Origin of the sequence: Neomesorhizobium albiziae (genome assembly GCF_900114255.1) — a bacterium.
Lineage (GTDB): Bacteria > Pseudomonadota > Alphaproteobacteria > Rhizobiales > Rhizobiaceae > Neomesorhizobium > Neomesorhizobium albiziae.
Window position 1 is genome coordinate 50,280 of record NZ_FOSL01000003.1, and the last position, 26,740, is coordinate 77,019.

The following is a 26,740-nucleotide window of genomic DNA, read 5'->3' on the forward strand; positions in this document are numbered from 1 at the left end:
GAAAGGTTGGGCCAATGACAGATCTGGGCGAGGTACTCGATCCCATCCGCAAACAGGTGATCGATCTCAAGGATGCGCTGGCTCACGCGCGCTACCGCTACGATGGATTGGACCTCATCCTGACAGGCGTGGCCGATGCCAAGGTTCGTGGCGCCAGCCAGGAGATTTTCACCGTCGCCAGCGAGAAGATGGACGCCGTCGACGCCATGATCGACGAACTTTACCGCCGGTTGTCGGCTCTCGATCGCGAACTCGAAAATCGCTGAGCGGGAATGGTGCCCCCTGCCGGGATCGAACCAGCACTCCTTGCGGAACCTGATTTTGAGTCAGGCGCGTCTACCAATTCCGCCAAGGGGGCCCTGCCTCGAAAGGCATGAACGGCTGCGGACTATACGTTCAGGGGGGAGGTCGTCAACTGGCGAGTTGGCAGGGACAAAACTATCCTTCCACCGCCGGCCGAATTCTGACGCTTGCCAGCCGGTTCTTGTCGCGCTTCAGCACCGTGAAACGCTTGCCGTAGAAGGTGAAGGCCTGCTTTTCCTCGGGGATCGACCGCGCCTCGTGAATGACCAGCCCGGCGATCGTGGTCGCCTCGTCATCGGGCAGGTTCCAGTCGAGCGCCCGGTTCAGGTCGCGGATCGGCACCGTGCCGTCGACCACCACGGAACCGTCGGCCTCCTGCTTGACGCCCTGTATGTCGACGTCATGCTCGTCGGCGATCTCGCCGACGATCTCCTCGATGATGTCCTCCAGCGTCACCAGGCCTTCCACTTCGCCGTATTCGTCGACCACGATGGCGAAATGCGCCTTGCGGCGTAGGAACGCGTTGAGCTGGTCCTGCAAGCTCGTCGTATCGGGCACGAACCACGGCTTCGACGCGATCTTCATGATGTCGACCTTGGCGAAATCGTTGCCGACATCGTTGAGGGCGCGCAAAAGGTCCTTGGCGTGCAGCACGCCGACGATGTTGTCGAGCGAGCCGCGCCACAGCGGCATGCGCGTGTGCGGACTTTGCAGGATCTCGCGCACCACCGCTTCCGGCGCGTCGTCCGCATTGACCGAGCGCATATTAAGGCGATGGACCATCACGTCCGAGACTTCGAGTTCATGCAGGTCGAGCAGGCCGCCGACACGGTCGCGGTCCTGCTTGACCACCGAATCCTCGCGCTGCAGGTCTGCCATGGCGCCACGCAACTCCTCATGCGGCGTACGGGCGGGCGCGATCGGAGCAAGTTCATAGCCGAGCGCGTGCAGGATGGCCCGGCCGAATGCTGCTGCGAGCAAGGCAACGGCAACGACGGTAAACGCCACGATGAGCCATGCCTGTCCCGTCATCCCGGATGGTTCTCCCTGAGGAAGGACAACACCTCCGAAGCCGGCACATCCCTGGCGATGAAGGACTGGCCGATGCCGCGGGTGAGGATGAAGGTCAGCGCGCCGCGCGACACTTTCTTGTCCTGCGCGATGTAACCGAGCAGCCGCTCGGCGTCGGGCAGCGGGCCTGCGATATCGGCCATGCGCCACGGCAGGTCAACGGCGGCGAGGTGCGCCTCGACACGTGCCGCATCGTCGGGGCTCGCGAGATTGAGGCGCGCCGAGAACCGGTGCGCCAGCGCCATGCCGATGGCGACGCCTTCACCGTGGACAAGACGCGCGCTGTCGTAGCCGGTGGCGGCCTCCAGCGCGTGGCCGAAAGTGTGGCCTAGATTGAGCAGGGCGCGGTCGCCGGTCTCGAACTCGTCGCGGGCCACCACCTCGGCCTTGGCGCGGCAGGATTGGGCGATCGCCTCGGTGCGCGCAGCTCCACCGGCGAAAACCTCGCGCCAGTTCTTTTCCAGCCAGGCGAAAAACTCCGGCCGGTCAATCAGTCCGTATTTGGCGACTTCGGCGTAACCGGCGCGAAACTCACGTTCAGGCAAGGTATCGAGCACGCCGGTGTCGGCGAGCACGACGCGCGGCTGGTGGAAGACGCCAACGAGGTTCTTGCCGCGGGAGCTGTTGATGCCGGTCTTGCCGCCGACCGAGGAATCCACCTGCGCCAGGAGAGAGGTCGGCATCTGCACGAAGTTCATGCCGCGCCGCACGATGCCGGCGGCAAAACCGGCGAGATCGCCGATCACCCCGCCGCCCAGCGCCACCACCGCATCTCCACGTTCCAGGCGGGCAGACAGCACGCCGTCCACCACCTCCTGCAGCGCATCGAAGCTCTTGGTCTTTTCGCCGGGCGCAAGCACGATCGGTACGCTCTCTATGCCGCCGGCAGCAAGCCCTTCGGTCAAGCTGTCCAAATGGGCCGCCGCGACATTGCGGTCGGTGACGATCGCGGTGCGCACGCCCGGCAGGCGCCTGGCGATCTCCGCTCCCGACCGCGCAATCAGGCCGGGGCCGATCAATATGTCATAGGCGCGGTCGCCGAGCCCCACTTCGACGGTGACGGTTGCTGTCATTGTGCTTTGTCCTCGGGCGCGGGCGCTTCGGCCAGCGCCGTCGCCAGGGCGTCGATCACTTCGGTGGCGATGATTTCCTTGCGCTCGTCGCGCGTCGGTACGGTGAGCGCGGCCTTGGCGTAGACGGGATAACGGTCGGCCATCAGCTTCTCCATGACCGCGCGGGGATCGGGATTCTTCAGGAGCGGGCGATTCTGTTTCTTGGACACCCGCTCCATCAGGATGTCGATATCGGCCTTCAGCCACACCGAGATGCCGTGGTCGGCGATGGCCTGGCGGGTGTGCTCGTTCATGAAGGCGCCGCCGCCGGTGGAAAGCACCTGCCGCCCGCTCTCCAGGATGCGCAGGATGACCCGCTGCTCCAGTGCGCGGAATTCGGCCTCGCCGTAGAGTTCGAACAGTTCGGGGATGGTCATCCGCGACGCTTCCTCGATCTCGTGGTCGCTGTCGGTGAACGGCAGGCCAAGCGCATATGCGACCTTGCGGCCGATGGCGGTCTTGCCGGCGCCCATCAGCCCGACGAAAACGATCGACCGATCGCCGAGGAGCCTCAGCACGTCGGCCGTCCGTTCCGCCGGCAGGATGATTTGCGTGGCTGTCATCGCGTGGCCTCTTGGCCCATAGTAGAGATCATGGGCAGAACAAGGAGTTGGAGCGCGCTGGCCGTTCGACGAAGGCAGCCGCTCCCGGCCGGTATCGACATGAAAAGGGCGTGTGCGTCAAGCATGTCGCACAAGGCGAATGTCCTTGAAATGACTGTATTGTCGTCCCATAACGGCACGCAGCTTAGAAACAGACAGGGCTACACCCCTCGATGCCGACTCTCTTCCGTTTGCTGGCGACACTCGGCATCCTCGCAGGCCTGGCCTATGGCGGGATGTTCGCGCTGGTGAAATACGTCGAGCCGAAGAAGGGCGAGATCAGCGTGCGCGTGCCGGTTGAAAAGCTCAACAAACCGCAATGAACAGCCCGGCGCGCATTGAAGCCTTCCTTGAGATGATGAGCGCGGAGCGCGGAGCCAGTGACAACACGCTCTCCTCCTACCGCCGCGACCTCGAGGACGCGGCCGAACATGTGCGGGGCAACCTGGCGGCCGCCGCCCCGGCGGACATCCGCGCCTATCTCAACGACATCGCGGCCCGTGGCTTCGCTGCGACCTCGCAGGCGCGCAAGCTTTCAGCGCTTCGGCAGTTCTTCAAGTTCCTATATGCCGAGGGGCTGCGTTCCGACGACCCGACGGGCACCCTCGACAGCCCGCGCAAGGAGCGCTCGCTGCCCAAAACCATGAGCGAGGCCGAGACCGGGCGCCTGCTCGACCGCGCCGCGATCGAGGCCGTCGATACAGCACTTGGCGACAGCGCCCATCTGGCCGCGTTGCGGCTGCATGCTCTGGTCGAGGTGCTTTACGCGACCGGCTTGCGCGTTTCCGAACTGGTCAGCCTGCCGCTCACCGTGGCGCTCCGCGACGAACGTTTCTTCTTGGTGCGCGGCAAGGGCAACAAGGAGCGCATGGTGCCGCTGTCGGAGAAGGCGCGCATCGCGATGCGCGCCTGGCAGGCCGAGCGCAAGCGCGTTCCGCCACTTGCCGCCAGCCCCTGGCTTTTCCCCGCGCTTTCAGAGAGCGGTCATTTGCCGCGGCAGGTTTTCGCGCGCGAACTGAAGGGACTTGCCGCCCGCGCCGGTATCGCGTCGGCGAAGATATCGCCCCACGTTCTGCGCCACGCCTTTGCCAGCCACCTCCTGCAGAACGGTGCGGACCTGCGCGCCGTGCAGCAATTGCTGGGTCATTCCGACATTTCGACCACCCAGATCTACACCCATGTGCTGGAGGAAAGGCTGGTGCGACTGGTCAACGACCATCATCCGCTTGCCGATCACACATCGTAACGCTATGTGAGGGCGTCATTCAGCATGCCGGTGGCGCCTTTGCGGCCCTCCGGCCTTATTTTCATCGGTTTCCGGCGTTCTGGTCCGCTCACGAATGTACAATTACCTCGATTTCGAAAAACCCGTCGCTGACCTCGAAGGCAAGATTCTGGAGCTGAAGAAGCTTTCGGAGAATGGCGAGGCCGTGAATGTCGCCGACGAGATCGCGCGGCTGGAGAAGCGCTCCCGGGACGCCTTGCGCGACGCCTACAAGGCGCTGACGCCGTGGCAGAAGGCGCAGGTCGCCCGCCATCCCGACCGGCCGCATTGCCTCGACTATGTCGGTGCGCTGTTCAGCGATTTCACGCCGCTCGCCGGCGACCGTGGTTTTGGCGAGGACAATGCCATCATCGGCGGCTTCGCGCGCTTCCGGGGCGAGCCGATCGCGGTGATCGGCCAGGAAAAGGGTTCCGACACCAAGAGCCGGCTGAAGCATAATTTCGGCATGGCCAAGCCGGAAGGCTACCGCAAGGCCGTGCGCATCATGGAGCTGGCCGACCGTTTCGGAGTGCCGCTGGTGACGCTGGTCGATACCGCCGGCGCCTACCCCGGCATCAACGCCGAGGAACGCGGCCAGGCCGAAGCCATCGCGCGCTCGACCTCGACCAGCCTCGGCCTGAAAATCCCGTCGGTCTCGGTCGTCATCGGCGAAGGTGGTTCCGGCGGGGCCATCGCAATCGCCACCGCGAACCGCGTCTATATGCTCGAACACGCGATTTATTCGGTGATCTCGCCGGAGGGCGCGGCATCGATCCTCTGGCATGATTCGACACGCGCCAAGGATGCGGCGACCAACATGAAGATCACCGCTCAGGATCTGCTCGACCTGAAGGTCATCGACGGCATCATCCAGGAGCCGCTCGGGGGCGCCCACCGGGCGCCGGAAGCGGTGATCGGCGCCACCGGCGACCAGATCGCCAAGGCGCTTGGCGAATTTTCCGCGCAGAACATGGATTTCCGCGAACAGCGGCGCGAAAAGTACCTGGCTATCGGCCGCAGCCTCTGATTGTCGCGGCTACAGCCTCCGATTGCCCGATCCGCCACTTTACGGCGGAAATGTGCGGTTTCGCCACAAAATAGCCGCGCCTTTTCGCTCAATGACAAAGACGTGAGTGAGGATGGGCTGCTTGCGGTAACAGAATTTCAAGGTTAACGGGTTTAGCGTGGCGGCGATATCAATCGCATCGGCTGCCGGAACCCGGCAGGCCGACAGAAAAAACGACGCGTAACCAGATGCTTGCCAATATACTACGTGCCAGTTTGTTGACCGCCGCGCTGATCGCCGCCGGCTGCACCGACACGACGCTTTCGGGCGTCTCCAGCGGCAGCGCCAAGGCGGAAAAGCCTTTGCCGGAAAAAATCGTCGCCAAGATGAAGGCGAAAGGCATGACCCGCACCTCGCCGGTGATGGCGCGCGTCTACAAGGAGGAAGGCAAGGTCGAGGTCTGGAAACAGAAGACCAACGGCCGCTATGACCTGATCGCCGAATACGACATCTGCAAATGGTCGGGCAAACTTGGACCGAAATACACCGAAGGCGACCGCCAGGCGCCGGAAGGCTTCTACACGGTGCGTCCGGCCCAGATGAACCCCCAGTCGAGCTATCACCTCTCCTTCAACATGGGCTTCCCCAACACCTACGACCGCGCCAACGGGCGCACCGGCGCCAATCTGATGGTGCACGGCGCCTGCTCGTCGTCGGGCTGCTATTCGATGACCGACGCGGTAATGGAGGAAATCTACGCCTTCGGCCGCGACGCCTTCCGCGGCGGCCAGACCGAATTCCAGATCCAGGCTTTCCCCTTCCGCATGACCGCCGCGAACATGGCGCGGTATCGCAACGACCCGAACTATGAGTTCTGGAAGATGCTGAAGGAAGGCTACGACCATTTCGAGATCACCAAGGTGCCTCCGAAGGTCGACGTCTGCGAAAAGCGCTACGTCTTCAACCAGACCCCTGTCGAGGGCGCGACCTTCAACGCAACCAGCGCCTGCCCGATGACCACGCAGCCTGATTCGCTGAAGATGGCCTACCAGAGCTACCAGACGAACTACGCAGCCGCGTTTTCCAGCGCCACCGGCTCGAAAGTGCTGCCGCCGAAGCCGACGATTGCCGGCACCAAGGAGGCGGCGCTCGTTTCGGAGTGGACGAAGAAGCGGGCCCGCGGCGAACGCGTTCCCGTCGAGCCGCCGTCGCTGCAGCAGGATGGCAGCGTCGTGGTGACCTCCCGCATGGGCCGCATCGATTCGCCTGCCGGGCGCCGCATGGCCGAACAGGAGGCCGCAGCCGCAGCCAAGAAGAAGGCTGCCGAGGAAAAGCTCGCAGCCGTGCAGCGCGCCGCCGACGAGAAGGCAGCGGCAGCAGCCGCCGCCAAGGCGCAGAAGGAAGCGCCGGCTGTCCAGCCGGAACCCTCAGTGGCGTCTGAAACCGTGGTTACACCCACGGTCGGCGCGCCGGCCGAGGAAAAACCCGGCCTGCTCGGCGGCATGCGCAAGAAGATCGGCAACCTGTTCGGAAGCTAAGTTTTCGCCGTGGATACGGTTGCCGAAATCTACGACCTGCGTGGGCTGAACTGCCCGCTCCCCGTGCTCAAGGCAAAAAAGCGCCTGGCGGGCATGCGCGCCGGCGGGCAACTCTGGCTGGAAACCACCGATCCGCTGGCCGTCATCGACATTCCGGCCTTCTGTAGCGAGGATGGCCACCGCCTGGTCGAGACCGAAACCGTGACAGGCGGCCACCGTTTCCTGATCGAACGCGGCTAAATTTAGCGGTCTAGCGCGGCATTCCGGCGATCGCCAGCGGGTTGGCCTCCATCGCGGCGCGGTCGGGCGTGTCGATGGAAGGGCGGTTGGCGAGGGCGGCGAACAGCCGCCTCACATAATCTTCCGGCATGTCGAGCATGATCAGCACCAAGCGCGTGCCGCGTCTCGCGTCGGGCCAGGCCTGCAGCCGCGCCGGCGGGTGGAATATCTTCTGAACGCCATGCACGACCAGCGGCCGCGACGGGTCCTCCACGAGTTCGACGATGCCCTTCAGCCGCAACAACTTCTCCCCATGGGTGGAAAGCAGAAGGTCGAGGAAGGTCTCGATGGCGCCGAACGGCAGCGGACCGTCATGCGTCAGCGAGATGGCGCTGACGCGCGAATCGTGGCGATGTTCGTGATGGTGATCATGGTCGTCGTGGTGATGATCGCCATGCTCGTGATGATGGAGCGACGCCTCTTCACCAAGCCAGCGGCGGACATCGGCTGTCTTTGTCGCAGGATCGTAGAGCCCGCATTCGAACAGCGCGGCATGGCCGGTCTCGCGATCCCCCGCATCGAGGATCTCAGCGCCGGGATTTATGCTGCGCAGCCGCGCCCGCAGCGCGACGAGGACATCCGCATCGCTGACGAGATCGGCCTTGGTGATGACGATGCGGTCGGCGACAGCGACCTGCTTGACCGCCTCGACATGGGCATCGAGTGTCGCGTCACCATTGAACGCGTCGACCGCGGTGATGACGCCGTCGAGACGGAATGCCTGAACAAGTGCGGGATGCCCCATGATCGCCTGCAGCACGGGCGCGGGGTCGGCAACGCCCGTGGTTTCGATGACGACGCGCTTCAGCCGCTTGATGCGACCGGTCTGCAGCCGGTCGACAAGGTCGGCCAGCGTGTCGACCAATTCACCGCGCACCGTGCAGCACAGGCAGCCATCGGAAAGCTGGATCACCCCGTCCGACGATTGTTCGACCAGCAGGTGGTCGATGGCGACATCGCCGAATTCGTTGATGATCACCGCAGTGTCGGCAAGTGCTGGATCCTTCAGCAGCCTGTTGAGCAGCGTCGTCTTGCCGGCGCCGAGAAACCCAGTCAGCACCGACACCGGAATCGGGAAATCCGCCATGGGAATTCTAGAGCCCGTTCCATTCCGATTCGATCGGAATGGAACAGGCTCTATCTGTTTGTTGGAGCATGATCTCTTCCGAAAACCGGTTTCCGCTTTTGGGGATCATGCTCTAGCCGCCGACCGTCGCCTTGGCGGGCTTTGCCACGGCTTCAGGCGTGTCCGACGAGGCGGTGGTCGCGGTGTAGTTCGGTCGCGGCGTGGGAATGGGGATACCGTCGACGTCGGCAGCCTTGCCGGCGGCAACCGCCGCGGCATACGCCGCCGGCACCTTGCCGGTGGCATTGCCAAGGCCGACCGCGATCAGCTTCGGCGGGTGATCAAGCTTTTCGAGGAACGGCGACTTGACCTTTTCCGAGGCTTGTTCGCTGGGTTGCTCCGCCTTCTGGCCCTTCACAGGCTTCGGGCAAACCTCGTCGCGCACGTTGCGAACCACGCCGGTGCCTTCGCCGTAGCGGGTCAGGCCGGCGACGGTCTGCGCACCGATATTGGGATTGGCAAACCCCTGGTCGAGCAGTTTAGCGGCGACTTCGGCGCGTGTGACGGCTGTCTTCTCGCCCAGGATAACCGCGACCAATGTGCGGCCGTTGCGGGTCGCCGAACCGATCATGTTGAAGCCGGACGGGCAGATGAACCCGGTCTTCATGCCGTCCGCGCCGGCATAGCGGCCGACAAGAAGGTTGAAGCTGCCGAGTTTCTTCTTGCCCGCCAGCAGCCCTTCGATCGAGAAATACGGCGCGTACTGCGGATATTCGCGGCGCATCGCCATCACCAGCAGCGCGAGGTCGTGCGCCGTCGTGTACTGGTCGTCGGCGTGCAGGCCGTTCGGATTGGAAAAATGCGAATCGCTCATGCCGAGCCGCGCCGCCTCGGCATTCATGCGCGCCACGAAGCCGTCCTTGGTGCCGCCGACATTCTCGCCGATCGCCATGGCGATGTCGTTGGCCGAACGCACCAGCATCATCTTGAGCGCATTGTCGAGCGTCATCACCGAGCCCGGCTTGTAGCCCATCTTGGCCGGCTGTTCGGAGGCCGAGTTCTTGGAAACCTTGATCGGCGACGTCAGGTCGAGCTCTCCGGCCTGGATCGCGCGGAAGGTGACATAGGCCGTCATCAACTTGGTCAGCGAGGCCGGATGCCAACGCTGGAAAGCCTCTTCATGGGCGAGCACCTGGCCGGTCTGCAGGTCGAACAGCAGCGACGGATTGGCGTTGGCGCCGCCGGCCAGCAGCGTCGTCGAAAGCGAGGCGCCGACGAAAAGAGTGCGAAGAAAGTGCAGCTGCCGCATGTTGAATTCCGAAATAGCTCTTGCCCTGGTCGCTCCGTGGTCCGTAAGCTTCCGGCACCGGCGTGACATATGACGTCGCGGAGCAGCCCCTCGCGCTCCTTGAACGGTGCTATTTAGCCTATGTGACGCCAAGATGGCAAAACGCGAGCGATCACTTTTGCCGGAACCCGGGCAGTTTCTGCCATCACAAGAGATAGAGAGTTCCAGACCATGCCGATCCTGAACCGCGCCGCCGAAATGCAGCAGGAGGTCGCCGGCTGGCGTCAACACCTGCATTCCATCCCGGAACTCAATTTCGACCTGCCGCAAACCTCGGCCTTCGTCGCGGAAAAACTCAAGGAATTCGGCTGCGACGAGGTCGCGACCGGACTTGCCAAGACCGGCGTCGTCGCGATGATCAAGGGCCGCTTGGGCGATGGCGCTACGATTGGCCTACGCGCCGACATGGACGCCTTGCCGATCGTCGAGACGACCGCCCGCGCCTATCAGTCGCAATCGCCGGGGAAGATGCATGCTTGCGGCCATGACGGCCACACGGCGATGCTGCTGGGCGCGGCCAAATACCTCGCCGAGACACGCAATTTCGCCGGGTCGGTCGCCCTCATCTTCCAGCCTGCCGAGGAAGGTGGCGGCGGCGGCAATGTGATGGTCAAGGAAGGCATGATGGAGCGCTTCGGCATCGAGAAGGTGTTCGGCATGCACAACATGCCGGGCCTGCCGGTCGGCCAGTTCGCCATCCGTCCGGGTCCGATCATGGCGGCGACCGCCGAGTTCACCATCGGCATCAAGGGCAAGGGCGGGCACGCGGCGATGCCGCACGGCACGGTCGACCCGATCGTCATCGGCAGCCAGATCGTCGTCGCCCTGCAGACAATCGCCTCGCGCAACGCCGATCCGGTCGAGGCGCTGGTGGTTTCGGTGACCAAATTCCATGCCGGCGACGCCTATAACGTCATTCCCGAAACGGCCGAGATCGCCGGCACAGTGCGCACCCTCAAGAAGGAAATGGCCGAGATGGCGCGCCGGCGACTGCATGCGGTGTGCGAGGGCATTGCCGCAGCGCACGGCGCTACCGTGACGATCAACTACGACGCCAACTACCCCGTCACCTTCAATCATGCGGAAGAAACGGTTTTTGCGGGCGACATCGCGGCTGTGATCGCCGGCGACAACAGGGTGCATCGCGCAATGCCGCCGGTGATGGGCGGCGAGGATTTTTCCTACATGCTGGAAGCCCGCCCCGGCGCCTTCATCTTCATCGGAAACGGGGACACCGCCGGCCTCCACCACCCCGCCTACGATTTCAACGACGAGGTCATCTCACACGGCGTGAGCTACTGGGTGCGGCTGACGGAGACGGCGCTGGCGGCCTGAAGCGGGGCAGAAGCGGAGTGCATTCGGGTGATCTCTTTGTCTAACCGCACTTGTGCGACGCCAGGGCATCGCCCGCTGTAAAACGCGGGAATATCACTCATGCGCGAGGTTCGGGGGTTAGCTGGCAGCCCGCGCCTCTCGCCGCAAAAAGCTAGGTGGAGCCCGCAGCGAAAGCGGCCTCCAACACCTTGCCATAGCGTTCGCGCAAGACATTCTTCTGTACCTTGCCCATCGCGTTGCGCGGCAGCTCATCAACGAATACGACGGCCTTCGGCTGCTTGTATCGCGCGAGCCTGTCGCGCAACCCCTGAAGAATCATGCGCTCTTCAAGCGTGCTGCCCTTTTCCCGCACGACCACGGCTGCGACGCCTTCGCCGAAATCGGGATGCGGGATTCCGATGACTGCGCTTTCGACGACGCCATCGAGGCGGTCGATCTCGGTCTCGATCTCCTTCGGATAAACGTTGTAGCCGCCGGATATGATGAGGTCCTTGCCGCGCCCCACGATGTGAACATAGCCGCGCTCGTCGATCTTGCCGAGATCGCCCGTTATGAAGAAGCCATCTGAGCGGAACTCGGCTTCCGTCTTCTCCGGCATCCGCCAGTATCCTTTGAAGACATTGGGACCCCTGACCTCGATCATGCCGGTCTCTCCGTCGCGGAGCGGCACCCCAGTTTCCGGCTCCGTCACGCGCAGCTCCACGCCTGGCAGCGGAAATCCGACAGTGTCGGCGATGCGTTCCCCGTCATAAGGATTTGAGGTGTTCATGTTGGTTTCGGTCATGCCGTAGCGCTCGAGGATCGCATGGCCGGTCCGGCGCCTGAACGCCTCGTGCGTTTCCGCAAGCAGGGGCGCGGAACCTGAAATAAACAGCCGCATACGGCCAACCGTCTCCCGGGTCAGCTCCCGATGTTGGACGAGCCTGACATAGAAGGTCGGCACGCCCATGAGCACGGAAGCCCGCGGCAGAAGGCGCAGCACCTCGTCCGCATCGAACTTCGGCAGGAAGATCATTGAGGCTCCCGACAGGAGCACCACGTTGGACGCGACAAAGAGGCCGTGCGTGTGGAAAATCGGCAGAGCGTGGATCAGCCGATCTTCCGAGGTGAACCGCCAATAATCTCGCAACGCCAGCGCATTGGACAGAAGGTTGTCATGTGTCAGCATCGCGCCCTTCGAGCGGCCCGTCGTCCCGGAAGTGTAGAGGATGGCGGCGAGGTCGTCCGGCCCGCACTCGGCGTCCGTGAAATCGGGCGGCTGGTCCGAAGCCAGGTCCATCAGTGACCCGGAACCGGAGGCATCGAGGGTCTCGACATGCGCGCCGTACCGGCCAGCAAGCTCGCCTACCGTTTCGCGGGCCGCCGGGGAAACGACGACGAGCCGCGGCTCCGCGTCCGAGATGAAATAATCAAGCTCGGCCAGCGTGTAGGCGGTGTTGAGCGGCAGGTAAACAGCGCCGGCGCGCAGGCAGGCAATGTAGAGCATCAGCACTTCCGGGCTCTTTTCTGCCTGGACGGCAACGCGGTCGCCGGGCCTTACCGAGAGCTTTTCCAGCGCTCCGGCGATGCGCGCGGAGGCTCCCAGCATGTCGCTGTAAGACCAGCACCGTCCGTCGGGGCTCTCCACGAACCGGGCATCCGGCTTCGCCGCAGCGCGGATCGCATCGAACATGTGGTTGCCCATCACACGGCCTCCCGTCGCGTTTCGTTCATGCGTTCCGTCTTGGATCCTCATAAAATCGCCCTGAAAAGCGGTTGGCGAAACGCCCGGAAGCGGTTATGTGTCTCGGCGCGTGGTCCCGTAGCTCAGTAGGATAGAGCGGCAGATTCCTAATCTGTAGGTCACAGGTTCGATTCCTGTCGGGATCACCAACGTTCCCTGTTGATATCAAATGCTTACAGGCAAGGTGAGGCGAGTAAAAACCGCCACCGGCGGCATCCTGTGGGTATGCCGGAAACTGGCGCGCCTAAACGACGAAAAAATCTCCCGCGACAAGAGCAGGGCCGCCACTGAGCGTGGCGAAAAGGACGGCCGCCGCGCCACCAACCCCATCGGCATCGTAAAGCACGCGGCCGCAACCCTGGTCGTAGATGATGCGGTCGTCCTTATCGGCCGCTGCATCACCGAGGGCGAACGCGCCGGCGTCCAGCGCGCCGGCTTCCAACCCTGAAAAGATCTCGCCGTCCAGGTGGATGATGTCGTCGGCGGAAGAGAAGTCGAGTATCCTGTCGGCGTTGGCCCGGCCGAGTGCTGCGTCGAAGAAGAAAATATCGCTGCCTGCCTCACCGGTCAGCCGGTCATGGCCCAAACCACCGCTCAATATGTCGTCGCCGTCGCCGCCATGCATGCGATCAGAACCGTTTCCGCCAAATATTTCGTCGTTGCCTTCGCCACCCAAAAGCCGGTCGTTGCCGGCGCCGCCGTCGAGTGAATCGTTAAGCCGGCTGCCGGTGATACGGTCATTGCCCCCCAGCGCGGCGACCAGCACGGCATGATCGTAAGCTGCATAGCTGGCCACATCTTTCCGATCGTTCAGGGTGATGGATTCGGGCGGCGGAGCGACCGTGATGGTGACGGTCGCCAGGTTGCTGTTGCCCTGGCCGTCGGTGGCGTAGACGGTAAACGTGTCGGTGCCGGTGAAACCAGCCTCGGGCGAATAGTCGAAGAGGTTTCCGTTCAGATAGTCCTGGTGGTAGTGCAGACTGTCGAAATAGTGGCCCTGGTGAAACGGGTAGTAGCCGGCTTCATATTTCGTTTCCTGCTGCAGGGTGCCGTGGTCCGGCCCGTCCACGACAATGAAGCTCAACAGATCGTAGTCGGCGTCCGTGGCGCTGAACTTGATGTCGTCGAGCGATTGCCCGGGCGCCAGCGTGAAGCTCAAATTGGCGACGGTAGGGGTATGGTTCTCGAAGGTATCGGGCTGCAGCGCGCCGTCCTCGACGATAATCTGGTGTTCGCCATACTGGGTGTTTTCGCCGCCGAAATATTCGTTTGCGCCGGTCCACGTCACCGTCATGTCGTCCGGGCTGCTCGCGTCGATGTCGACGATCTGCGTCGACAAGTACGCGGCCTGTTCGGATAGTGTGCGCAGGAGACGGCCTTCATTGTCGAAAACGAATGTTTCGAGCGTCGTGAAAATTTCCGTCCTACCGTCATTGGTGAAGGTGGTGACAGTGAAAAACCCGTCGAAGACGTCCACCGACGCGACGTCGATGAAGCCGAAGGGGAAATCCGTCTTCACCGTTCCGCCGAGTTCGTCGCCATCGGTTTCGGTTATAGTGAAGAGGACCGCGTCGGGGCTTTGGTTTTCAGTGTCTTCCCAGACGCTCAACTCGCTACCATTGCTCAGAGTGGGCATGGTGTTCTTTCCTTTGCGCATGGGAACAGGCTGCGCAGAGGATACTCAAAAACGTATCACAGGGTAATGACGATCATCACAGCAGGGTAACTTATCGTGTAAGAGGTAACTTATGCGCGGGCTCAGTGACAGCCGTATAGACAGAAAGCTGCCTACAGAAGACGCCCAACTTCGTTTCCGGCACCGGTGCGTTGAGAGCGCCGCCTTCAACCCAGCGCCAGCAACTTGCGGGTTCTTGCCAGATCGATGGCGCCGTCGCATAGCATGCGGCGTTCCTTAGCGCAGCCCACCTTGCACCGCCGGTCATTGAGGGCAGCGCTAGACGGGCATTGCGCCATGCCATGCTCGGCTGCGTCACGTCATCTTTGAATCATGCCGGTTACTGAGCCTCCTGGCAGGCGCGCAGTGCCTTGAACGCGGCGTCGGTTCCAACGAGACTGATCACGATGGGGTCACGCCCTTGTGGAGTGATCGTCAGGGTCTTCTTCTTCGCTAGATCGTATATGAAGTCGAGATTGTTGACCGGTACAGAAGCTCCACGGAACCCCTCCAACTGCTGACCGGTTGCCTCCCCTGTGAACTTTTGACCGTCGACATCGAAGATTACGGAGATTTTTTCGCCGGCTTTAACGTTTGCATCTGCTTTCGTGTACAGGGCCAGATAACCGCGCCGGTCGGCAGTCGTATCGATACCCATCTCGACCTGGGTATCGGCGTCGAGTTTCCGCGCGATCAGGCAGCCAGGTCCGGTGTTTTCATTGACGAAAATATCCCAACCGGCTTCCGAACCGTACTTCTTGGTCTGCGCGCTTGCACCAGTGGCGGCCATAGTCGCAATGGCCAGCGCTGCACCAATCCGAGTGAAAGTAATCATGGGGTGTTCTCCTAGCTCTCTGCTTCGCGCCGTTCGATGACGATGGCGACGGCCAGACGATAGCGGACGCACCACAAACTCTAGTGCATATTTCCATCCTTAAGAAGACACCGAATTACTCGTCTGAACATCGTCTATGACAATTCGCGAACAACTCGATGAAATATATTGCAATATTGACTCAAGACTGCGGATCAATGTGACAGAACTGTTCGTCAGCGTGGTGTGGCGGCAGCTACCCTGCCAAAAGTGGCAAGCGAAAGGAGCTGTCGGAAAGCCCCTGGCAGACCACCGAATTGATGATACGTCCATCTTGCCGAGGCGACGCAGCGATGCTTTGCTGACTTTGGCGGGTTGTGAGGGACCGTGGCAATGATCAAGTTCGTTGTGGCTGCATTTCTCCTGATTGTCTCGTTCGAAGCGTCAGCGGCAGTCCGCTACATGGTGGCGGGAATGACCTGTTCCGACGTACAGGCATCCCTGCAACGTGACGGCGTGGCCGTTCTCTATCGGCAGGGAGACACCGGCATCACACTCTACGATCGCTTCGTCGCGGGCCCGTCGTTCTGCGGCACCGGCGACATGATTGCCATGGAGCGCGTGGCCGTCGCCGATACCGATGACTGCCGTGTCGCTAAATGTGTCGAGTTGCGACGGTTCGGAAAATGAGAAGAGTCCGGACCGCGCCATCGGCGTGAGCGCAGACATGATGATCTGCTACTTTAGAGATTCACTAAAATTCTCTGCATATCCGCAACGGAAAATCGATGGATTTGCGGTATCTCCAGCGCAAGTGTGGGGGTTCTCATGATCTCGATACCAACGATGCTGATTGCGATGTTCATCGCCCGTCGCCGGATGAAGGCGCGGCGCGCGTCCTAGAATAGCGAATCCCCAGTAGGGAGAATCCTGCATCGCGGGTGCGCGGGCCGGATTTGACGCGCGTCGAGGCGAATGCGTACAACGAGCCGTTCGTTCTGTCGAAATCGCCGTTTTGCGCATTGAGGGCCATTACCCATGACCAAGGGCTCCGATCTCCTCGTCGCGGCACTGGAACATGAAGGCGTCGACCGGATTTTCGGCGTGCCCGGCGAGGAAAACCTCGACGTCGTCGAATCCCTGCGCAATTCCAGTATCGAACTGGTGCTGACCCGCCACGAACAGGCTGCCGCCTTCATGGCGGCCACGCATGGCCGCCTGACGGGCCGGCCCGGCGTCTGCATCTCGACGCTCGGTCCCGGCGCGCTGAACTTCTCCACGGGCGCCGCCTACGCTCATCTCGGCGCCATGCCGATGATCATGATCACCGGCCAGAAGGCCATCATGCGCAGCCGCCAGGCGCGCTTCCAGATCGTCGATGTCATCGCCGCCATGCGCCCGGTGACCAAAGCGGCGAGGCAGATCGTCAGCGCCGCCAGCATTCCCACGCTGGTGCGCGAGGCTTTCCGCGTCGCCATGGAAGAGCGCCCCGGCCCGGTGCTCCTGGAACTGCCCGAGGATATCGCCGCAAACCCGGTGGAGCCGGTGGCAATGGTGCCGATCCATCCGATCGATATTCCGGTGGCGCACCGCGTGGCTCTGGACCGCGCCGCCGAGATGATCGTTGTCGCCGAGCGGCCGCTGATCATGATGGGGGCCGCCGCCAGCCGTCCGCGCGCCACGTCCGGCATTGCAAGCTTCGTCACCCGCACCGGCATTCCCTTCTTCACCACCCAGATGGGCAAAGGCACGGTTCCCGGCGGCACCAACCTTTACATGGGCACGGCGGCTTTGTCCGAGCGCGACTATGTGCACGAGGCGATCGACAAGGCCGACCTGATCATCGCCATCGGTCATGACACGGTGGAGAAGCCGCCCTTCATCATGGGACCGCAGGGACCGAAGGTCATCCACGTCAGCTACACGCCCGCGACCGTCGAGCAGGTCTATTTCCCGAATGCCGAACTGGTGGGCGATGTCGGACCGAGCCTGGAGCTGCTGGCCGACCGTGTCGAAGGCAAGCTGCCCAATGCCGGGGCGCTCTTGCCGTTGCGCGAAAACATCCTCGCCCATATCGCCGACCGGGCGAACGAGGACCGTTGGCCGCCCACGCCGCAGCGGCTGGTCCATGACGTTCGCAAGGTCATGCCGGCCGATGGCATCGTCGCGCTCGACAACGGCATGTACAAGATCTGGTTCGCGCGCAACTACCGCACCATTGTCGCCAACACGCTGCTGCTCGACAATGCATTGGCCACCATGGGCGCCGGCCTTCCCTCGGCGATGATGGCGGCGCTGCTGCATCCGCAGCGCCGCGTCATGGCGGTCTGCGGCGACGGCGGCTTCATGATGAATAGCCAGGAGATGGAAACGGCGGTCCGGCTGAAGCTCAACCTGGTCGTGCTGATCCTCGAGGACAATGCCTACGGCATGATCCGCTGGAAACAGGCGGTCGACGACTTCCCGGATTTCGGCCTGAGCTTCGGCAATCCCGATTTCGTCAGATATGCCGAGGCATATGGCGCCAAGGGATCGCGCGTCGGGGCGATCGCCGATCTGGCGCCGACGCTGGAAGCGGCCTTCCAGGGCGGCGGCGTGCATCTCGTGGTCGTGCCGATCGACTATTCAGAGAACATCCGGGTGCTGGTCGATGAACTGAAGGCGCGGGTACCGGCGGCGGAATAGCCGCCAGCAGGCTCCCACGTCCTATCGCAGGTTGAACTGAACCGGCACCGCGATCTTGCCGGAGACTCCCGGTGGCGGCGGCGGTACCGGCGAGGCACGGTGCAGCATGTCGAGTGCGGCCTGGTCGAGTTCCGAATTTCCCGAGGAGCGCGAGACACGCGCCGAAAGCACCACGCCCGCCTCATTGATGGCGAAACTGACACTGACCACGCCCTCTTCGCCGCGCGACTTCGCGCCGCGCGGATAACGCTTGTGTCTGTTGAGCCAGGCGGAAAGTCGGGACTGCCACCTGGCCGGGCTTATCGACGGCGCCCTGGCGGCCTTGCTCGCGGCAGAAGCCCGCGCCGCTGGCTTGGCCTTGGGCTCAGCTTTTGGCTCGGCCTTGGCGACTTCCTTTTTCGGCGCCGGCTTTTCCACCTGCTTGCGCGGCTCGGCCTTGCGAACCGGCTGTTTCTTCTCCGGTTTCTCAATAACTGGCCGCGGCTCGGGGAGTGCCGCCACGACTTCCGGCATCACTTCGGTAACTTCAGGCGCGGTCAATTCCGGTTCGGCGACTTCAGGCTCAACAACCTCCGGCTCGGCCGTCTCTGGTTCCGCCTGCAGCGGCTCGGCGGTTTCTGGCTCCACCGGCTTTTCGAGCTCGGCGGTCTCGACCTGCTCTTCGACGGTGTCCTGCACGTCATCAACCGGCTCGGCGGTTTCCTGCGGAACCTCCTCGCTCACCGGCTCCGCTTCGACGGCTTCCGGTGTTGAAAAGGAGATAGGCGCGAGATCGATCATCAGCGCCGGTTCATTCGCCTCGACCGGGGGATCGAGCGGCCGCAGCGCCTGCAACGTGTAGGCGATTGCGACATGGGCAAACAGCACAAACGCCGCCGCCGCAGTCCACAGCCCGACCTCACGCAGCGGCGGAAGCGCGAATAGCCCGGTCCCTGTTTCGGCGCACGCGGTCATGGCGCCGGCGCCGGCGCAGCCGCCTCCCCTGCCGCAGGCACAGTCTCCAGCCCGACCAGTGCTATCTTCAGATAGCCGCTGGCGCGCAAAAGGTTCATCACCTCCATCAGCTGGCCATAGTCGACCGCCTTGTCGGCGCGCAGGAAGATGCGTGTCTCCTTGTCGCCGCCTGTCTGCTGGTCGAGTGCCGCGGCAAACATTTCCCGCGACACCGTTTCATTGCCGATCGACAGGCTGAGGTCCTGCTTGAGGGTCAGGAAAAGCGGTGTTTCCGGGCGGGGAGCGGCCTGCGCACTCGAACCCGGCAGATCGACATTGACGTCGACGGTGGCGAGGGGCGCCGCCACCATGAAGATGATCAGCAGGACCAGCATGACGTCGATGAACGGCGTGACGTTGATCTCGTGCGATTCTTCCAGCTCGTCGCCGGCGCTTTCTCTTACTCTGGCGGCCATCGCAGACGCTCCCTACTCGGCCGCCAGCGCGGTGCGCGGCGTCGCGCGGAAATCGAGATCGCGGCTGACCAGCCGCTCGACACCGGCTGACGCATCGGCCAGGAGCTGGCGATAACCGGTGATCGAGCGCGCGAACACGTTGTAGATGACGACGGCGGGAATGGCCGCGACAAGGCCAAGCGCAGTGGCCAGCAGCGCCTCCGCGATGCCCGGCGCCACCACGGCGAGGTTGGTGGTCTGCGCTTCGGAAATGCCGATGAACGAATTCATGATGCCCCACACGGTGCCGAACAGGCCGACGAAGGGAGCTGTCGAGCCGATTGTTGCCAAAACGCCGGTGCCGCGCGACATGCGCCGTCCCGCCTGGGCTTCGATGCGCCCGAGGCGCGAGGACACCCGTTCCTTGAGGCCAGCGCCGTCGACATGATCGAGCGCGCGCTCGGAGAGCTGCACTTCCTGCGTCGCCGCCTGCACCAAGAGCGCGCCGGCGTCGCGGCGGCTGGCGAGTTGGCGGCCGGCGTCGGCCAGGTTGCGCGCCTCGCCGATTGCCTTCAGCGCACGGCCGGCGGCGATGCGAGCCGCGGCAAGCTCCAGCGATTTCGCCACCCAAACCGTCCATGTGACGAGCGAAGCGAAGGCCAGGCCGACCATCACCGCCTTCACGACGATATCGGCATTGATGAACATGCCCCATGGGGAGAGATCGTGCGGCAGCGTCAGCTGCACGTCGTTCTGCGCGGCAGCCACGGGCGCTGGCGTCGCAGGCGTGGCCACCGGTGCAGCAGCAGGCTCGGGCGCCGCCGGAGCGGATTGCGTCACTGAAGGCGACACGGGCTCAGCCTGTACAGGGGATGCCGGCGCTTGCGGGGAAACGGTTTGCGGTGTGGCCGGCGTTTGCGGCGAAACGGCTTGCGGTGCGGCGGGCGCCGGCTGCTCCTGGGCGGAACTCGCCACGGCTCCCGAAAGAACGAAAAACACCGCCAACGGCGCGGCCAAACCTGTCACTCTCAGCACAATTCTTTCCTCAGCAGACGCGGGGATAATTTCTGGACAAATACACTCATATATTGCACCGGATCAATGCCCAAGGCGACATTCCATCGGAACGGACGTGCAATGGTGCGCAATCCGAACCCGCAGCCGGAACCCATCCGGTAACGTTCAGATGAAGTCCTTGGCTGTATTTTCGGAAGTTCGGGCCATTCCGGTTGCGGCGAACCGCGATGTAATTTTCTTCACTCGGCAGACAAACAAAACCCGCCGGGGGAGGACCGGCGGGTTCGCAGTGTGGCAAGGCGGGAGGAGAGGACCTTGCCGAAATTCTTTTGGTCTTAGAGCGCCTTGGCGGCAACGGCCTGGATGTCGCCGCGATTGATGCCAAGATCGTTGAGTTCGCGGGTCGACAGACGGCTCAGTTCGCTCACGGTTTCCCGGTAACGGCGCCAGTTGCGGTAGTTGCGGATCAGGTTCATGTAACCCTCCATATCTATGTTCATTTTCTCTGAACGTCAGATAGGGAGAGCCCCTTTCTGGTTGAACAGACGCTTTTGCATGAGACCGTTGCGCGTGTTGCATCGCACAAGCCCACGATTCATCGTCTTGGGCGGATCAGAACGTCATGGCCGCGCGCATTTGGCGCGCTTGTCAAACAAGCGCCCGGTATCCTAGGTTCTTATAATATGAACAATCGTTTCTCGCCTGAGTTGCCGTTGCTGCGAAGACGTAACCTGTTCGCGCAGGTCGTCGAGGAACTCGGCATTCGCATCGTGCGCGGCGATCTCAATCCGGACGAACCGTTTCCCAAGGAGGCCGACCTCGAAGCGGAGTTCGGCGTCAGCCGTTCGGTGATACGCGAGGCGGTCAAGACGCTGGCGGCCAAGGGCCTTCTGGAATCGCGCACCCGCACCGGCATCCGGGTGCTGCCGCCGATGCGCTGGAACCTGCTCGATTCAGAAGTCTTGAGCTGGCGCTACAGCGCCATGCCGCCGCTGCAGTTTTTTGCCGAGCTGTTCGAAGTGCGCATGATGATCGAACCGGAGGCCGCCGGGCTCGCTGCGGAGCGGGCGACCGAGGCCGACCTCCTGGAAATCGGCGAGGCCTTTGAGGCCATGACCGAGGCGAGTGAAGCCGATATTCCGGGCATCGAGGCCGATTTGCGCTTCCACCGCGGCATCCTTGCCGCCGGCCGCAACCCGCTGCTCCTGCAGATGGGCAATCTTATCGGCGTGGGCCTTTTGATCAGCCATCGTTTCTCGCGCGAATCCTTCGTCATCTTCCTGCCGGCGCACAAGAAGGTAATGGACGCCATCAAAGATGGCGACGCTGCGGGCGCGACCCTCGCCATGCAGCGCCTGTTGGCGGACACGCGCGACTATATGAAAGGCCACATCCGCGACGATTGACCGTCGCCGAGCCCAGGTGCGCGCGGGCGCTCCGGACGCGATCCAAGCGCGCACGAGATGTCATGCCGCTCCGGGATCACCGTTCTTGTGCGTGGATCGTTGCGGCCCGGCATCAGTTTACAATCACGATGCTGGTGTTTGACGGTCCGAACGTCTGGACGAGCGCATAAAACTCCGACGCGTTGTCGGGATGCAGCCGGATGCAGCCATGTGAAGCCGGACGCCCGAGCCGCTTGATATGTGGCGTCGCATGGACGGCATAACCACCATGGAAGAACACCGAATATGGCATCGGAGCATTATCGTATTTCTTCGAGTACCACATTTCGTGCATGCGCGTCGGCCTGAACGACCCGGTCGGCGTGACATAGCCCTTGCCCGCGGTTGAAACCTTCCACTCAAAGGCCGGGCGGCCATCAATCGTCACCAGCATGCGCTGCTTCGAGATGTCGACACGAGCAGTGACCTTGCTGGCCGCTTCGGCCGCGCCGGTGCTCATTCCGAAAAACAGAACCGAACCTGCCAGCGCCAAAGCGCTGATGTCGATAAGCCTGCGTGAAAAAGTCTTGTACATAATTTTTCTCCACCCCTGCCGGACAGGTCGTCCGTGCATTCCAATAGCCCCGTTTATGAAACGATTGTGTTTCGCTTTAATTTCACTTGCTGCGTATTATGTTTCGAAATTGTTTCTCATCTGAACGCTGATGTTTCTTCGCTCCTCTCGCCAACCAAGTTTTTTGACGCAAGAGAACGCGGTCAGATGTCCGGAATTGCCTGTTTGTTGCCGATACGTATGTGAAATTGTTATCAATCGGAAATAAAGGGGCAAATAAAGTCACTTTGTAACAATGATAGGCTTCGGCGGCATCATCCGGATACAGAGATGTCGCAATGTTCGGATCAGCTGGAAACGAAACCGACCGCAGGCGCACCATGCCAATTAAGGCCAGGTGCGGCCAACCATTCATCAAGGTGTCGCGACAGCGATCTTCAACGGTCGGTCCCAGAGGAGCTTGGGGCAGCTGCAGTCCGCGCGGAATAATTTTCCGCGCCGGACATTCGGAGTGATTGCTTCACTCCCGGAGAAAGGACGATGAGATCGAAAAAGGCAGCGGCGGTGGTTTCCGTCCTCCTGTACAGCCAAGGTCTTCTGGGCTTCGCCGCCGTGGTCGCTCTGCTGATGAAACAGCCCGAACCGGCTCAGCCCGGCAAAGGAACGGTATCGGCGTCCACAGTCAGTGTGGCGAAGTTGGCGCGAGTGGCGGGCTGAGATGATCGACGCCGCCATCTGCGGGCCGGATCCCGCAGTCCGTAGCCTTCGATGACGGCGCGGCTTGCCCGGCATAGATGTGATCCCGGCAAGCCGTCGGTTTTTCGGGCAGTATCTTCGATTGGCGGCAGGCGAACCGAATGGCACGCCGGCGCGACGCCAAAATCCCTCAACCTATTGCCATTCGCCGGGAGGATCGAACCGATAGCCCGCGCCACGGATGGTTGCGATGCTTTCGGTATCGAGCTTGCGCCGCAGCCGCACGATTCGCGAATCGATCGAGCGATCATAGGCATCGGAATTTTCAGCCGGTGCAGCGGCAATGATATCGTCGCGCGTCAGCACCTTGTGCGGATGTGCCAGAAAAAGCCTCAAAAGCGCGATCTGGCCGGGCGACAGCTGCTCCTCGTGACCGGACTTGTGCATGACCATCGCCGCCTTCATGTCGACGGTCGAATTTTCGAGCACCACCAGATCGAGCGCCGGCTTTCCCCGACGCGCCATGAGACCGCCGACCCTAGTGGCCAGTTCGCGCGGATTGACAGGTTCGCCGACGACGTCGGCGGCGCCGAGTTCGAGCGCCAGCACCTTGCCGATCAGATCGCGGCCGTTGCCGATCATCACGAAGGCCGGTCCGGTTTCGCCGCTGTGGCGCCTGAGCAACTCCATTCCGGGGCCGCCATCGTCGTCAAGCCCGGTGACCGCGACATCGACTCCGCCAGCCGACAACAGGGCGTCGGCCTCCCACTCTCCACTGGCGCAGCGCAACTCATAGCCCCGGCGCTCCAGATAATCGCTGATCGGGAGGGCGGCTTCATCCGACAGGCATAAAAGCGCGACGCACGGTCTCCCAGCCATGATCCCTATAACATTAAGCTAAATGACTGACTGGACAAGATGTTTATACCCAATTTACTTTCTTCGGAAAGCGGAGGCGAGATTCCACTGCGCGCACGCATCGTTGTTGTTGAAGACGAGCCGGATCTCAGAGACGCCGTGGCTGAATATCTCGGCGCCAACGGTTTCGATGTAACGACGGCGGCGGACGCACAGGCGATGCGGGCAATGGCCGCCACGGAACCTTTCCACCTTGCCATTGTCGATATAGCCATGCCGGGCGAGGACGGCCTTTCACTCGGCCGCTGGCTGCGCTCGAAAACGCCGATCGGGCTGATCTTCGCCACCGCGGCCGGCTCTTCGATCGACCGTATCGTCGGGCTCGAACTCGGCGCCGACGACTATATCGTCAAACCGTACGAATTGCGCGAACTGCTTGCCCGGGTACGCAGCGTGCTGCGCCGGCTGCCGCAGCCTGCCGACCCTCAGGCAGCGACCAAGAGCGGCGAACCTTCGTCACGCCGGACATTCGCCTTCGGCGATTACCATGCCGATCTGGACGGCCGCTTCATCACCGGACCCGGCGGCATGGTGATCGAGATGGCGAAGAGCGAATTCGACATGCTCGAAGTCTTCCTGACGCGATCGAACAGGCTGCTCACGCGCTCCGCGCTCTCGGAGGCGGTCGGCTTCGCCGAAGATCCGGAATCCTCGCGCGCCGTCGACATTCGCGTCATGCGGCTCAGAAAGAAAATCGAGCTGGATCCAGCCAATCCGCGCTTCCTGAGGACGGTGCGCGGCGAAGGTTACATCTTCGCCCTGCCCACAAGCCCCGATGGCAACTGATAGCCCGGTCGGCTACAAATACCGCGTTTCCACACTTCGGAATTTTTCCCGATGATCGAAACCCGGCCCGCCAGCCTCGATCCCGACATCGCCAATCCCGGTCTTTCGGTGATTACGGCGCGCATCCTTCGGCGGCTGCGCGAGACCAATGACTGGCAGAGCGAGATCCGCAAGGTGCTTTCCGAATTGGGGCGCGGACTGGATGTCCACCGCACAATCCTGTTCCGCTTGCGCGACGTGCCGGGCAGGGGATTTGCGCAATCGGTAGCCGCCTATTGGAATGACGAGGCGGTTGAAAACATCGGCGAGTCGCCAACCTTGATCGTGCAGTCGATCGTCAACCAGGATCCGTTGCTGGAACAGCTTGCGGTGGAGGTGCGCCAGGGCAAGATCTTTTCCGGGCAGACGCGTGAGCTCGACGGCTTCCTGCGCCAGGATTTCGAGCGGCAGCAAATCAAATCGTTCCTTTCGGTCGCGGTTTTCGCGCATGGCCATGCGTGGGGGACGCTGGCGATCAACGATTGCCTGGCTGAAAGAAACTGGACCAGCGACGAGAAGGCGACGCTGGAGATCATCGCCTCGGCGATCGGCGATGCGGTGGAGCACTCGTTGTCGGACGCCAATGTCAGAGACACCATCCGCAAGACGATGCTTCAGGCCTCACTCGACGGTATCGTCGTCATCGACGAGACCGGCAGTGTCATCGAGTTCAACCCTGCGGCCGAGAAGATGTTCGGCTGGCAGCGCGCCGAAATCCTCGGCAAAGACGTGCTGGATACGCTGATCCCGGAGTATTATCGGCCGGGCTATGCGACAGGCGGCGACTACATGAGCGGGCGCGGCGTGCCGATGATCGGCCAACGCCTCGAAACAGTGACGCAGAACGCCGCGGGCGATATTTTCCCCATCGAACTGACGGTGACCGAGATGAAGGTCGCCGACCGCCGGCTGTTCTTCGGCTCGATCCGCGACCTGCGCGACAAGCGGCGCGCCGAGGAAGAGATCAACCGCCAGCGCGAGAAGCTGCACCAGAACGAGAAGATGGCTGCGATGGGTTCGCTGCTTGCCGGCGTCTCCCACGAACTGAACAATCCGCTGGCCGTAGTCGTCGCCCAGTCGACCCTGCTGCACGAATTCGCGCCGGACCCGCAAACCAAGTCGCGCGCCGAAAAGGTGCGCGCCGCCGCCGAACGCTGCGGCCGCATCGTCAAAAGCTTCCTAGGAATGGTGAGGCTGCATCCGACCGCGCAGGCCGAGACCGACCTTAACCAGGTGGTGCGATCGGCGCTGGAGGTTACTGCCTACGGCGCCCGCAGCGGCGGCATCGGCATCGACGCCGAATTCGCAGACGGCCCTGTGCTGGCGATGGCCGACCCCGACCACATCACCCAGGTGGTGGCGAATTTCCTGGTCAACAGCCAGCACGCGCTCGCTTCGGTGCCAACGGACCGGCGCATCAAGGTATGCACATTTCGCACCGCGGCCGCCAGCGGCTTCTCGGTCGAGGACAACGGCCCCGGCATCCCCGAAGAGATCCGCCATCGCATCTTCGAATCCTACTTCACCACCAAACCGGTCGGCGTCGGCACCGGCATCGGCTTGTCGATCTCGCGTGCCATCGTCGAACGCCACAACGGCCGCGTCCGCTTTGAACCGGTCGAGCCGATGGGCGCCCGCTTCGTCGTCGAACTGCCCGCGGTCGATCATTCCTTCGCCATCGCCGTCGCCGGCCGGCAGACGATTTCCAGCCTGCGCAATGCGTTGATCATCGACGACGAACCTGACGTCGCCAGTTCGCTTGCCGACATCCTGGAACTGATGGGCGTGAAATCGAAGCTCGTAGTCGAGTGGACATCCGTCGGCGAGGAACTCGCGGCGTTCGAGCCCGACATCATCTTCAGCGACCTGCGCATGCCGGGCGTCAACGGCATGGCGATTTACCGCGAATTGCTGGAGTTGCGAGCCGGCCTTGCGCGACGCTTCGTGCTGGTGACCGGCGATATGATCGGCGCCCGCGCCGAGATCGAGGCGCTGCCGGCGCATTTGCGGCCGCAACTGCTGGAAAAGCCGTTCAGCACGCTCGACGTGCGTGGCATGCTAGCCACCATCACCGACCAGGTCACCCTCAGCGGATAGGCCTCTCGCTGCTTTGCGC

The 26,740-nt window shown here is 62.7% G+C and carries 27 protein-coding genes and 2 tRNA genes; 14 read left to right on the forward strand and 15 right to left on the reverse strand.

Annotation, left to right across the window (positions count from 1 at the left end; genetic code table 11):
• The first annotated feature begins 14 nt into the window (after positions 1–14).
• Positions 15–266: a hypothetical protein gene (locus tag F3H98_RS06690; protein WP_149759360.1), complete on the forward strand. Its 252-nt coding sequence runs from the start codon at positions 15–17 to the stop codon at positions 264–266.
• A gap of 7 nt (positions 267–273) precedes the next feature.
• Here the strand turns inward: F3H98_RS06690 and F3H98_RS06695 are convergent.
• The 4 genes from F3H98_RS06695 to F3H98_RS06710 form a co-directional block, all read right to left on the reverse strand.
• Positions 274–358, reverse strand: a tRNA-Leu gene (locus tag F3H98_RS06695).
• A gap of 80 nt (positions 359–438) precedes the next feature.
• Positions 439–1,335 (reverse strand): HlyC/CorC family transporter, encoded by an 897-nt coding sequence (locus F3H98_RS06700; RefSeq protein ID WP_149759361.1) that lies wholly within the window; start codon positions 1,333–1,335, stop codon positions 439–441.
• Entirely contained in the window at positions 1,332–2,447 is a 1,116-nt protein-coding gene (gene aroB / locus F3H98_RS06705; RefSeq protein ID WP_149759362.1) for a 3-dehydroquinate synthase, read from the reverse strand. The genes F3H98_RS06700 and aroB overlap by 4 nt, the downstream gene beginning before the upstream one ends.
• Positions 2,444–3,049 carry a shikimate kinase gene (locus tag F3H98_RS06710; RefSeq protein ID WP_149759363.1) on the reverse strand — a complete coding sequence of 202 codons (606 nt, stop codon included), beginning with the start codon at positions 3,047–3,049 and terminating at the stop codon, positions 2,444–2,446. The genes aroB and F3H98_RS06710 overlap by 4 nt, the downstream gene beginning before the upstream one ends.
• Positions 3,050–3,261: 212 nt before the next feature.
• Between F3H98_RS06710 and F3H98_RS06715 the strand changes: the two genes are divergently transcribed.
• From F3H98_RS06715 to F3H98_RS06735, 5 genes are all read left to right on the forward strand, one after another.
• On the forward strand, positions 3,262–3,411 hold the full coding sequence (locus tag F3H98_RS06715; RefSeq protein WP_149759364.1) for a histidine kinase: 150 nt from the start codon (positions 3,262–3,264) through the stop codon (positions 3,409–3,411).
• Positions 3,408–4,334: a site-specific tyrosine recombinase XerD gene (locus tag F3H98_RS06720; RefSeq protein ID WP_149759365.1), complete on the forward strand. Its 927-nt coding sequence runs from the start codon at positions 3,408–3,410 to the stop codon at positions 4,332–4,334. The genes F3H98_RS06715 and F3H98_RS06720 overlap by 4 nt, the downstream gene beginning before the upstream one ends.
• Before the next feature lie 94 nt (positions 4,335–4,428).
• Complete coding sequence (locus F3H98_RS06725) at positions 4,429–5,379, forward strand: acetyl-CoA carboxylase carboxyltransferase subunit alpha (RefSeq protein ID WP_149759366.1); 951 nt, start codon at positions 4,429–4,431, stop codon at positions 5,377–5,379.
• Between the two features lie 227 nt (positions 5,380–5,606).
• Entirely contained in the window at positions 5,607–6,896 is a 1,290-nt protein-coding gene (locus F3H98_RS06730; protein ID WP_149759367.1) for a L,D-transpeptidase family protein, read from the forward strand.
• 9 nt (positions 6,897–6,905) lie between these two features.
• Positions 6,906–7,136, forward strand: a complete 231-nt coding sequence (locus F3H98_RS06735) for a sulfurtransferase TusA family protein (RefSeq protein WP_149759368.1) — start codon at positions 6,906–6,908, stop codon at positions 7,134–7,136.
• 10 nt (positions 7,137–7,146) lie between these two features.
• On the opposite strand, the gene F3H98_RS06740 is transcribed toward F3H98_RS06735, so the two are convergent.
• A complete protein-coding gene (locus F3H98_RS06740; RefSeq protein ID WP_149759369.1) occupies positions 7,147–8,262 on the reverse strand; it encodes a CobW family GTP-binding protein in 1,116 nt (371 codons plus the stop codon).
• A gap of 112 nt (positions 8,263–8,374) precedes the next feature.
• Positions 8,375–9,550, reverse strand: coding sequence for a D-alanyl-D-alanine carboxypeptidase family protein (locus F3H98_RS06745; protein ID WP_149759370.1), 1,176 nt, complete (start codon positions 9,548–9,550; stop codon positions 8,375–8,377).
• Positions 9,551–9,760: 210 nt separating this feature from the next.
• Between F3H98_RS06745 and F3H98_RS06750 the strand changes: the two genes are divergently transcribed.
• Complete coding sequence (locus F3H98_RS06750; RefSeq protein WP_149759371.1) at positions 9,761–10,924, forward strand: M20 aminoacylase family protein; 1,164 nt, start codon at positions 9,761–9,763, stop codon at positions 10,922–10,924.
• A 151-nt stretch (positions 10,925–11,075) separates the two neighbouring features.
• On the opposite strand, the gene F3H98_RS06755 is transcribed toward F3H98_RS06750, so the two are convergent.
• Positions 11,076–12,608 (reverse strand): malonate--CoA ligase, encoded by a 1,533-nt coding sequence (locus F3H98_RS06755; protein WP_149759372.1) that lies wholly within the window; start codon positions 12,606–12,608, stop codon positions 11,076–11,078.
• Positions 12,609–12,719: 111 nt separating this feature from the next.
• Here F3H98_RS06755 and F3H98_RS06760 point away from each other — a divergent pair.
• Positions 12,720–12,796, forward strand: a tRNA-Arg gene (locus tag F3H98_RS06760).
• Positions 12,797–12,891: 95 nt separating this feature from the next.
• On the opposite strand, the gene F3H98_RS06765 is transcribed toward F3H98_RS06760, so the two are convergent.
• Both F3H98_RS06765 and F3H98_RS06770 read right to left on the reverse strand, forming a co-directional pair.
• Positions 12,892–14,283, reverse strand: a complete 1,392-nt coding sequence (locus tag F3H98_RS06765) for an Ig-like domain-containing protein (protein WP_149759373.1) — start codon at positions 14,281–14,283, stop codon at positions 12,892–12,894.
• Positions 14,284–14,662: 379 nt separating this feature from the next.
• Positions 14,663–15,157, reverse strand: coding sequence for a hypothetical protein (locus tag F3H98_RS06770; protein ID WP_149759374.1), 495 nt, complete (start codon positions 15,155–15,157; stop codon positions 14,663–14,665).
• Positions 15,158–15,529: 372 nt separating this feature from the next.
• Between F3H98_RS06770 and F3H98_RS06775 the strand changes: the two genes are divergently transcribed.
• Both F3H98_RS06775 and F3H98_RS06780 read left to right on the forward strand, forming a co-directional pair.
• Complete coding sequence (locus F3H98_RS06775) at positions 15,530–15,826, forward strand: hypothetical protein (protein WP_149759375.1); 297 nt, start codon at positions 15,530–15,532, stop codon at positions 15,824–15,826.
• 348 nt (positions 15,827–16,174) lie between these two features.
• The gene (locus F3H98_RS06780; RefSeq protein WP_149759376.1) at positions 16,175–17,821 is read left to right on the forward strand and encodes an acetolactate synthase large subunit; all 1,647 of its coding nucleotides are present in this window, start codon (positions 16,175–16,177) and stop codon (positions 17,819–17,821) included.
• A gap of 21 nt (positions 17,822–17,842) precedes the next feature.
• Here F3H98_RS06780 and F3H98_RS06785 read toward each other — a convergent pair whose 3' ends face one another.
• From F3H98_RS06785 to F3H98_RS06800, 4 genes are all read right to left on the reverse strand, one after another.
• Positions 17,843–18,775 carry an energy transducer TonB gene (locus F3H98_RS06785; protein ID WP_149759377.1) on the reverse strand — a complete coding sequence of 311 codons (933 nt, stop codon included), beginning with the start codon at positions 18,773–18,775 and terminating at the stop codon, positions 17,843–17,845.
• A complete protein-coding gene (exbD, locus tag F3H98_RS06790; protein ID WP_149759378.1) occupies positions 18,772–19,230 on the reverse strand; it encodes a TonB system transport protein ExbD in 459 nt (152 codons plus the stop codon). The genes F3H98_RS06785 and exbD overlap by 4 nt, the downstream gene beginning before the upstream one ends.
• 12 nt (positions 19,231–19,242) lie before the next feature.
• Entirely contained in the window at positions 19,243–20,241 is a 999-nt protein-coding gene (exbB, locus tag F3H98_RS06795; RefSeq protein WP_149759676.1) for a tonB-system energizer ExbB, read from the reverse strand.
• A 320-nt stretch (positions 20,242–20,561) separates the two neighbouring features.
• Positions 20,562–20,702, reverse strand: coding sequence for a DUF1127 domain-containing protein (locus F3H98_RS06800; protein ID WP_149759379.1), 141 nt, complete (start codon positions 20,700–20,702; stop codon positions 20,562–20,564).
• Positions 20,703–20,939: 237 nt separating this feature from the next.
• Between F3H98_RS06800 and F3H98_RS06805 the strand changes: the two genes are divergently transcribed.
• On the forward strand, positions 20,940–21,632 hold the full coding sequence (locus tag F3H98_RS06805; protein ID WP_188130353.1) for a FadR/GntR family transcriptional regulator: 693 nt from the start codon (positions 20,940–20,942) through the stop codon (positions 21,630–21,632).
• Positions 21,633–21,744: 112 nt separating this feature from the next.
• Here the strand turns inward: F3H98_RS06805 and F3H98_RS06810 are convergent, their stop codons facing one another.
• Positions 21,745–22,206, reverse strand: a complete 462-nt coding sequence (locus F3H98_RS06810) for a L,D-transpeptidase (protein ID WP_149759381.1) — start codon at positions 22,204–22,206, stop codon at positions 21,745–21,747.
• Positions 22,207–22,725: 519 nt separating this feature from the next.
• Between F3H98_RS06810 and F3H98_RS31000 the strand changes: the two genes are divergently transcribed.
• The gene (locus tag F3H98_RS31000; RefSeq protein ID WP_188130354.1) at positions 22,726–22,902 is read left to right on the forward strand and encodes a hypothetical protein; all 177 of its coding nucleotides are present in this window, start codon (positions 22,726–22,728) and stop codon (positions 22,900–22,902) included.
• A 174-nt stretch (positions 22,903–23,076) separates the two neighbouring features.
• Here the strand turns inward: F3H98_RS31000 and F3H98_RS06815 are convergent, their stop codons facing one another.
• A complete protein-coding gene (locus F3H98_RS06815) occupies positions 23,077–23,760 on the reverse strand; it encodes a response regulator transcription factor (protein ID WP_149759382.1) in 684 nt (227 codons plus the stop codon).
• 39 nt (positions 23,761–23,799) lie between these two features.
• On the opposite strand from F3H98_RS06815, the gene F3H98_RS06820 reads away from it, so the two are divergent.
• Both F3H98_RS06820 and F3H98_RS06825 read left to right on the forward strand, forming a co-directional pair.
• A complete protein-coding gene (locus F3H98_RS06820) occupies positions 23,800–24,585 on the forward strand; it encodes a response regulator (RefSeq protein WP_149759383.1) in 786 nt (261 codons plus the stop codon).
• 51 nt (positions 24,586–24,636) lie between these two features.
• Complete coding sequence (locus tag F3H98_RS06825; protein ID WP_149759384.1) at positions 24,637–26,721, forward strand: ATP-binding protein; 2,085 nt, start codon at positions 24,637–24,639, stop codon at positions 26,719–26,721.
• The last annotated feature ends 19 nt before the right edge of the window (positions 26,722–26,740 follow it).